Source organism: Streptomyces sp. SID3343, from assembly GCF_009865215.1.
Classification (GTDB): Bacteria; Actinomycetota; Actinomycetes; order Streptomycetales; family Streptomycetaceae; genus Embleya.
In genome coordinates, this window is the sequence record NZ_WWJX01000559.1 from 1 (window position 1) to 8665 (window position 8665).

The window sequence follows — 8665 nt, forward strand, 5'->3', positions numbered from 1 at the left end:
GACGGCCGCCGCCCCCGAGGCCACCGGACCGGCCGGCACCAACCCCGACATCACCCGACCAGCCGCCGTGAACCCGCCGGCTGCCAGGCCCGAGCCGTCCACACCGGACGCCGCGAAGTCCACGGTCGCCGGGCCGGGGGCGACCGGATCGGCCGTCGTGAACCCGCCGATTGCCGGACCCGAGCCGTCCGCGCCGGACGCCGCGAAGTCGGCGATCACCGAACCCGGGGCCACCGGCCCGGCCGGCACCAACCCCGACATCGCCCGGCCGGATGCCGTGAACTCGCCGGTTGCCGGGCTCGAGCCGTCCGGGCGGGAGGCCGCGTAGTCCACGGTCGCCGTGCCGGAGGTAACCGGATCGGCCGTCGTGAACCCGCCGGCTGCCGGACCCGAGCCGTCCGCGCCGGACGCCGCGAAGTCGGCGATCCCCGCACCCGAGGCCACCGGCCCGGACGCCGTGAAGCCGACGGTCGCCAGGCCCGAGGCCGCCGGGCTCGCCACCGCCAAGCCGGCGATTGCCGGGTCCCGGATCACCGAACCCCAGGCCACTGAGCCCCCAGTCCGCCGTCCTCGACATCACCGAACCCCAGGCCACCGAACCCAAGCTCACCAAGCCCCAAGCCACCGAACCCAAGCTCATCGAACCCCAAATCACCAACCCCGAGATCGACAACCCCGGCGCAAGGCAGCCCGGAACCGACACCCCCGACCCTTCCCGCTCGAACGCCCTCGCCCTGAACCGCCCCTGACCCGCACCGCCTTCGCAGCCCGCCTCCCCGCGCAGCCCCGCGTCCGACCGCCACCGCGGTGCGCGCACGCGCGCATGTACGCCCGACCGCCTCCGCTGGGGTGTACGCATATCCGGTCGCCGTGGGGGCAGCGGTCAGGCACGAGTCTCGTTCGCAGTCGACGCCCGTCCCGGAGGATGTTCACCGTGGCGCATGATCAAGCCCATGCCCAAGCCCCAGCCCCTGCCGTCGGCCGTCCCCGTCCGGCCGCGGCCACTCGCGTGCGTCGCGCGTCCGTGCTCGACTCGGCGCGCGTGTGTGCCCACGTGTTCGCGCCGATGATCGCGCAGGGGGTCGTACTGCGCCGCCCGCGACTGCTCGGCTTGGCCGCGCGTCGGGACTCGGCGCGCCGGGCGAACGCGTTGCTGGCGGACTTGCGTCGCACGTACGGCGCCGGGCCGCTCGCGGTGAGCGTGTTCGGGCGGTTGGTCGTGCTTCCGCTGTGTGCTGCCGACGCGCGCGCCGTACTCGGTCGTACGCCCGATCCGTTCACGCCCGCGAACCGGGAGAAGCGGGCCGCGCTCGACCACTTCGAGCCGCACGCGCTCCTGGTCACCCCCGGCCCCGAGCGGCCCGGGCGGCGCCGGTTCAACGAGGCGGTGTTGGGAACGCCGCACGGCGCGCACCACTTGGCCGGCACCTTCCTCGACGTCGTGCGCGAAGAGATCGCCACGATGTCGTCCCAGCTCGCCGCCGACTCAGTGCTGGAGTGGCCGACCTTCCACGCCGCGTTCTCGCGCATCGTCCGCCGGATCGTGCTCGGCGACGGCGCCGCCGGCGACCGCGCGCTCACCAAGCAGCTCGACGCACTGCGCGCCGACGCCAACTGGGCTTTCGCGCACCGTCGACGCACCGGAATCCACGACCGGTTCACCGCGCGGTTGCGAACCCACCTCGACCGCGCCGAGCCCGGTTGTCTCGCCGCCGTCGTCGCGCACACCGACCACGACGACGACACCGACCCGGCCGGCCAGGTACCGCACTGGCTGTTCGCCTACGATGCCGCCGCGATCGCCGCCTTCAACACGCTCACCCTGCTCGCCGCCCACCCCGAGGCCGCCGCGCAGGCCCGCGAGGACCTGATCCATCGTGACCCGGCCGACCCCCACGTCTTGGCGACCGCGCAGCACCTGCGTGCGTGCGTCCAGGAATCGCTGCGTCTGTGGCCCACCACGTTGGTGATCCTGCGCGATGCCGAACGGGCGGACCAGCTCGCCCCCGACGGCGCGGCCGTCGCCGTGATCAGCTCGTTCTTCCACCGCGACCGGGAAACCCTCGACTTCGCCGACCGGTTCGCCCCGGCGGCCTGGCTCGACGGCCGCGCCGACCCGGCCCGCGGCATCGTCCCGTTCAGCGCGGGCCCCGCAGCCTGTCCGGGTCGCAACCTCGTCCTGTTCACGGTCACCGCCGTGGTCGACGCGGTACTGCGCGAGACCGCCGCGCTGCGCCCGACGGGCCGTACCGTGCTCGACCGGGACCGTTCTCTGCCTCACACCCTCGACCACACCGCGACCCGCCTGCTCGCGCCGCCGGCGGGGTGACCCCGGCGTAGGCGGGGCGGCGCTCCGTCGAAGTGGGGCGGTCGAAGTGGGGCGCGGCAGGGGAGCAGCGGCAGCCGGACGCCGTTGCGTGCCGCTCGACGCGCGTACCGCCCGAGGCCCGCCCCCGATTCCTGCTGCCCGACGCACCGCCCGTCCCGACGGCCGTCAGTGGCTCGCGTCCGCCGTACCCGGTGTGCCCGTGTTGCCGCGGGGGTCGCGCGTGGCTCGGGTCGCGGCGAGCTTGGTCGAGACGTCGACCCACGCGGTGCGGTAATCGTCGTCGAGCCGTTCGCGCTCCTCGGGGGACAACCGGTCGAGGGCGGGCAGGATGTCCCGGCGCTCGTGGACGAGCAGGCCGTCGGTTGCCGCAGCGGCCTCCTGGGCCTCGTCCTGGAAGCCGATGCCATGCGGGCCGAGCCGTTCCGCCACGCTCAGGAATCCCTCGATCCGGCGATTCTGGGCGATCACCGAATCCACGAGGCCCGCGCGGCTCGGATCGGCTTCGCGGACCGCGGGGTAGAGCACCCGCTCCTTCGTCGCGGCGGTGGCCCGAATCGCGTCGGATGCCTCGCCGAACAGTGCTGCGGTGCTCTCGGGCGTGGCTCGCCACCGTCGGATCAGGTCACGAAGATTGGTGTTGTCCAGCATGGCTGTCCTGCCTTCCGTGCGATCGAGCCCTGTTCCGCCCGGCGGTGCGGCGCGGCGCGAACTCGCGCCCGGGTCGAGAGGGGAGTGGGGCGGGGTGTCGCGAGGTCTCTCGGGGTGGTGGGGACGTGTGGCCGAGGTATGGCCGGGCGTTGTCAGGGCGCCGCCGAAGAGCAGTCGGGGCGTTGCGGGCCTTGGTCGCGTACCCCTGAGCGCGCCGCCCATGCGCCGAACCCGCGCCTGGCGCTCGGTCGGGCGCTCGGTCGGGCGCGCGCGGTCGGTTTCCGAAGCGGGCCTTGCCCGGGACGGCTCGGTGCACGCGAAATTCGCATGTCGACTCCCTTGCCTACCCATTACAGGCGAAGTTCTTTCCGGGGGCGGGAGGTTGGGCGGGCGGTTGGTTGGGAGGTTGGGAGGTTGGCTGGGCGGTTGGGTGGAAGCGCCTCCGTCGCGATCGTCCGGCCGGCAGGGTGTCTCAGGTGATCCGGATCTCGCGTACCCATGTCAATACTGTCGGCGCCGTCGGCAGTGCCAGGAGTGTCAGGAGTGTCGGGGCTGTCAGGACGCTTGTCGCGTCGATCGCCGTCGGGGCCGTCCTGCTCACGGCCGGTTGCTCGTCGGGTGACTCCGTCGGGCTGGAGCAGAAGAAGGACGAACCGGCACCGGACAAGACCGACGACGGCCCGCTGACGACGGGCTTCGCAGACGTGACGTTCACCCCGAAGACGCCCCTCGACCCGAGCGGTCTCACCGCCTCGGCGGCGGTGTTCCGTAAACGCGCCGCGTCGAGCGGCCTGGCCGTGCGCAGCGTCACGGTGCGCGACGACGCGGTGGTGGTTCGGGTCTCGCTCGCCAAGTACGGCCGCGACACCCGCGACCGGGTCGGCCCGCTCGGGCGACGCGGCCAACTGACCCTGCGCCCTGTCACGGCCGCGATGACCACGGCCGCCGGAGCTGGCGGTGGTTCGCCGGTAGGCGTGGTACCGGCGGAGTTTCAGGCCGCGTTCGACGCGCTCGACTGCGCGAAGACGGCCGAGCCCCGCGTCGACACGCCCACCGAGACGATGCTCGGGTGCGACACCGAGGGGACCGAGAAGTACGTGCTGGCGCCGGCCGAGATGACGGGTGCCGACGTCGTCGAGGCCAAGACCGTGCTGCCCAAGGACGGCCCGGTGGACTGGCAGATCGATCTCCGGTGGACCGACCATGGCAGAGGCGTGTTCACGGACGTCACCGGACGCCTGTCCGGCGGCCGACTCCCCACCAACCGCTTCGCCTTCGTCTGGGACGGAGACGTCCTCAGCGCGCCGGCGGTCAACGCCGCGATCCCCGGCAACGCAGTGGTCTCCGGATTGTTCACCAAGGACCAGGCCACCGAACTGGCCGGTTCCATCAGCGCGGGCACCCTACCGGTCCCCTTCACGGTCACCGCCTTCGTGGAGGGCAACTGACCGGGCGGACGTCCGGCCGCGATCGGGCCCGGCCGAGCGACCGAATGCGACTTGGCGCCGGCCGGAGCGGACACGTCGGTGTGTCCGGACGGCTCCGTGTGTGTGGCACCGACAGGCGCGGAAAGGCGTGAAAAAAGGTAAGAGGGCGCGAATATCGGTCAACCGGCGCCAAGCGGTGTGAACCCGCCTACTGGTGTGAGCCGGTGCTGGAGGAAAAGGGCCGGCGGCCGGCCGAGCGGGTGCGGCATCGTGTGCCGATGATGATCAGGGAAGCAACCATCGAGGACTGGCCCGAGATCTGGTCGTTCCTTCGGCCGATCGTCGTCGCGGGCGAGACGCTCACCTACCCGCTCGACCTCGGCCACGACGACGCTCGCGACTGGTGGTTCCTCGCCTCGCCGAACCGTACGGTCGTTGCGGTCGACGAGACCGGGACGGTGCTGGGTACGGCGAAGATGAACCGCAATCACATGGGCAACGGTTCGCACATCGCGAGCGCGACCTACCTGGTCGACCCGGTGCGGTCCGGGCGCGGCGTGGGGCGGGCGCTGTGCGAGTACTCGATCGCGTGGGCTCGGGCCGCAGGCTATCGGGCGATGCAGTTCAACGCGGTCGTCGAGACGAACGTCCACGCGGTGAAGCTGTATCGCTCGCTGGGGTTCGACGTGATCGGCACCCTGCCCGAGGGATTCCACCACCCCACCGAGGGCTACGTCGGTCTGCACATCATGCACCTCGCCCTCTGACCGTGCCGCCCGTCGACCCCAGCCGTGCGACAGACCGGTGGGGCGACGGGGCGACGGGGCGTCGCGGCGACGGGACGGTGGGGTGGCGGAGCAGGGGGCGCGTGGAGGGTGCGTGGTGCTGCCTGTCCCGCCCGAGGCGGGACCGGCAGCCGACGCCGCGAGGATCGGGTTGCGTCGGAGACGATGTGCGCGGCTGATGCCGTGCGGCGAAATCCGCGCCCCGAGCGGAGAATCAATCCTGGCCAACCGAACGCGCCGGGGTCCCGGCTTGCCCCTCGCTCCCTCTATGGGCCGCCAACTCCCGTCGTTGCAAGGGTAGTTGCCGTTGCGCGGCCGTCGGCCGGGACGCGTCCCGAGGCGGGGCCCGGGCGTGGATCGGTAAGTTTTCTCACACAAACGGGGGGCGAGGGGCTCCTTTTTCGGCAGGGCCGTCGGTTCCGCCGACGCGGCGGCCGAGAATCGGCGATTGGGCACGAGCCCACGTCGCGCGATAGGCATGGGGCTCATTCCCTCCCCGCCCGTTTCGTCCGTGGAGAATGCCGATGCGCGCCCGAGCCCAAACCCCGCGTGAGATGGCCGAACTTCCCTACGCACACCGCCTCGAACCGTTCACCGGTCGACTCGTCCGCGACGACGACCACGAGAGCGTGCTCTTCGACGGGTGCGTCTTCGAAGACCCCGACGCAGGCGGCTCCGCCTTCGGCGAGTGCGCGTTCGCGAACACGAGCTTCGATCGGGGCCGCTATCGGCGGTGCCGTTTCGACGACGTGTGGTGGCACACCGTACGCATGGTGGGGGTCGATCTCGTCGAGACCGAATGGCTGGACGTCGAATTCGCCGCCGGGGTCCTCGCCGGTACCGAGATCTCCGGTTCCCGCCTGCGCCGGGTGACCTTTCGCAACTGCAAGTTCGACTCGGTCAACGCCCGGATGGCCCACCTTCGTGACGTGTTCTTCGTGGACTGTCTCCTGCGTGACGTCGACTTCGGCGGCGCGACGCTGACCGACGTGGCCTTTCCCGGATCGACCCTGGAGCGGGTACGCCTCGATCGGACCAAGCTCACGAAGGTCGACCTGCGGGAGGCGAACGGTCTCGGTATCGCCTCCGGCCTCGACGCGCTGGCCGGAACCACCATCAACACGGGGCAACTTCTCGACCTGGCACCCGCGTTCGCCCAGCTCCTCGGCATCACCGTGCAGGACGGGCCGCCGGGCGCGGGTCACCCCTGATCTGCCGAGTCGAGCGCGGGCGTGACGTTCTTGCGCCGACGGTCGTTGGTTTCGTCGTGCGGCGCGCACAGCACAGGGCCGACCACGGAGACGAACAGTTGACCGATCACCGCGAGAACGCCATCGTCTACACCGCCGTCATCCTCGAACGTGCCGACGGTGCGGTGCTGTTCATGGAGCGCAAGGACACCGGCTTCGCCGACGGTCTGCTCGCGCTGCCCGGCGGCCTGGCGGACTCGGGGGAGTACATGGTCGAGGCGTGCGCCCGCGAGACCAAGGAGGAAGTGGGGGCCGACGTGGCGGTCACCGACTTGCACACGGCCTACGTGTCCCAGGTGTTGAGCGACACCGGGATCCCCGTGATCGGCTGGTACTTCCACGCGGATCGCTGGAGCGGTACGCCCGTCAACGCGGAACCCGACCAATGCGCTCGCCTGGCCTGGCTCGACCCGACGGATCTCCCACCCGACGTCGAGCCCACCGACCACGCCGCCGTGACCGCGTGGCGCGCGAAGGGGCCGATAACGGCGTGGTCTTGACAGCCATCGGGTGTTGCCGCCCGGTGTCGCCGGTGGTTGCTGCCGTGACCCGGAGGCGCCCCGCCTCCGGGCGGGGACGGTAACCGAGTGCCGGACTGCTCCCGAGACATGTCCCCGAACATCTGCCGATCCACATAGCCATGCAATCAGCCATGCATCTCGCCATGCACCTCACCATGCATCGCGCCATACAGACTGCCATGCAGCTCGCCATGCAAGTACCAGGTCAGACCCTGTTTGATGGATCGAACCGCGTCGTCGACACGTGCTCGTGCAAGGCGGGCTCGTCACTCGCGATCCGGATGCTGTGCCCGATCGGCGGGCGCGGCCCGGATGTCGCGCCCGAACCGGCGCGCGTGCTCGCGCAGCGGCCCGCCCGATGCCGTGGTGACAGGCGCCGTCGACATGCTCGCCGAGCTCTGGGACCATTTCGGATGATCATGATCGACGCCCACCATCATCTGTGGGACCCCACAACTGCGGACTACCCGTGGATGGACGGTCCCGAGATGGCCCCCATCCGCCGTCGGTTCGACGTCGAGGACCTGCGCCCGCTGCTGCGCGCGGCAGGCGTGGACCGGACGATCGTCGTCGAGGCGCACGCCTCCGACGCCGAGACCGCGGCCATGCTCGCGCTCACCACGCAGCCGTCGACGCCGATCGCGGGCGTGGTCGGGTGGACCGACCTCACCGCCCCCGGTCGCCTGGAGGCCGTCGCCCGGTTGCGCGAACTCCCGGGCGGGAGAGCGTTGGTGGGGTTTCGGCACCAGGTCCAGAGCGAGCCCGACCCGGACTGGCTGCGGCGTGGTGACGTGCTGCGCGGCTTGGCGGCGCTCGCCGACGCCGACCTCGCCTACGACCTCGTCGTCCAACCGCACCAGTTGCCGGGCGCCACGCACGCCGCGCGTGAGGTGCCGGGGCTGACGTTCGTGCTCGACCACCTCGGCAAGCCGGACATCGCGGCCGGTGCGGCGGTGTGGCGCGGACAGGTCGCCGCGCTCGCGGCGTTGCCCAACACCTACTGCAAACTCTCCGGCCTGGTCACCGAGGCCGACTGGAAGACGTGGACGCCGGAGGAGCTTCGGCCGTACGTCGAGACCGCGCTCGACCTGTTCGGCCCGGAGCGCTGCATGTACGGATCCGACTGGCCGGTCTGCCTGTTGGCCGCCGACTACGCCCGGGTACACGCGACCCTGCGCGCGTGCCTGCCGACACTCACCGCGGCCGAGGACGCCGCGATCATGGGTGGTACCGCCGCCCGCGCCTACCGCTTCGAGGACACCGCATGCGCCGCATAGCCCAGGTCATCCGAGTACGCCCGGAAAAGCTCGACGAGTACAAGCGCCTGCACGCCGACGCGTGGCCCGGCGTGCTCGAACTGTTGCAGGCGGCACACGTACGCAACTACTCGATCCACTACCGCGACGGCCTGCTGTTCTCCTACTTCGAGTATCACGGTGACGACTTGGACAAGGACATGGCCGCAGTGGACGCCGACCCCGTGACGCAGGAGTGGCACCGCCTGACCGATCCGTGCCAGGAACCGCTGGACACCGCCGCCCCGGGGGAGTGGTGGAGCCCGGCCGAGACGGTGTTCTTGATGGAGTAGCCGGCCGGATCGCTCAGTGCGGGCGGCTTCGGCGACGGGCGACGGGCGACGGGCAACGGGCAGCGGCCGGCGGGCCCTCGGGCGTCCGTGCCACCGGGCTGACGCCGGCAGGCTGCC

General features: G+C 71.5%; 9 protein-coding genes and 1 pseudogene. 8 read left to right on the forward strand and 2 right to left on the reverse strand.

Annotated elements, in window-relative coordinates; translation table 11 throughout:
• Positions 1 to 507, reverse strand: a pseudogene (locus GT354_RS16950) (hypothetical protein); the annotation flags it as partial.
• Positions 508 to 515: 8 nt separating this feature from the next.
• Here GT354_RS16950 and GT354_RS16955 point away from each other — a divergent pair.
• Together GT354_RS16955 and GT354_RS16960 are read left to right on the forward strand one after the other, a co-directional pair.
• Entirely contained in the window at positions 516 to 749 is a 234-nt protein-coding gene (locus tag GT354_RS16955) for a hypothetical protein (RefSeq protein ID WP_161357135.1), read from the forward strand.
• Between the two features lie 260 nt (positions 750 to 1009).
• A complete protein-coding gene (locus GT354_RS16960; RefSeq protein WP_346012057.1) occupies positions 1010 to 2329 on the forward strand; it encodes a cytochrome P450 in 1320 nt (439 codons plus the stop codon).
• A 165-nt stretch (positions 2330 to 2494) separates the two neighbouring features.
• Here GT354_RS16960 and GT354_RS16965 read toward each other — a convergent pair whose 3' ends face one another.
• A complete protein-coding gene (locus GT354_RS16965; protein ID WP_161357137.1) occupies positions 2495 to 2977 on the reverse strand; it encodes a hypothetical protein in 483 nt (160 codons plus the stop codon).
• A gap of 467 nt (positions 2978 to 3444) precedes the next feature.
• Here GT354_RS16965 and GT354_RS16970 point away from each other — a divergent pair, with 467 nt between their 5' ends.
• The 6 genes from GT354_RS16970 to GT354_RS16995 all read left to right on the forward strand — a co-directional run bounded on the left by GT354_RS16970 (position 3445) and on the right by GT354_RS16995 (position 8548).
• The gene (locus GT354_RS16970) at positions 3445 to 4425 is read left to right on the forward strand and encodes a hypothetical protein (RefSeq protein WP_161357138.1); all 981 of its coding nucleotides are present in this window, start codon (positions 3445 to 3447) and stop codon (positions 4423 to 4425) included.
• A gap of 257 nt (positions 4426 to 4682) precedes the next feature.
• The gene (locus tag GT354_RS16975; protein ID WP_161357139.1) at positions 4683 to 5171 is read left to right on the forward strand and encodes a GNAT family N-acetyltransferase; all 489 of its coding nucleotides are present in this window, start codon (positions 4683 to 4685) and stop codon (positions 5169 to 5171) included.
• 542 nt (positions 5172 to 5713) lie between these two features.
• A complete protein-coding gene (locus tag GT354_RS16980) occupies positions 5714 to 6400 on the forward strand; it encodes a pentapeptide repeat-containing protein (protein ID WP_346012058.1) in 687 nt (228 codons plus the stop codon).
• 98 nt (positions 6401 to 6498) lie between these two features.
• Positions 6499 to 6939: an NUDIX domain-containing protein gene (locus GT354_RS16985; protein ID WP_161357141.1), complete on the forward strand. Its 441-nt coding sequence runs from the start codon at positions 6499 to 6501 to the stop codon at positions 6937 to 6939.
• Between the two features lie 434 nt (positions 6940 to 7373).
• On the forward strand, positions 7374 to 8237 hold the full coding sequence (locus tag GT354_RS16990) for an amidohydrolase family protein (protein ID WP_202511978.1): 864 nt from the start codon (positions 7374 to 7376) through the stop codon (positions 8235 to 8237).
• Positions 8225 to 8548, forward strand: a complete 324-nt coding sequence (locus GT354_RS16995; RefSeq protein WP_161357142.1) for an L-rhamnose mutarotase — start codon at positions 8225 to 8227, stop codon at positions 8546 to 8548. The genes GT354_RS16990 and GT354_RS16995 overlap by 13 nt, the downstream gene beginning before the upstream one ends.
• The last annotated feature ends 117 nt before the right edge of the window (positions 8549 to 8665 follow it).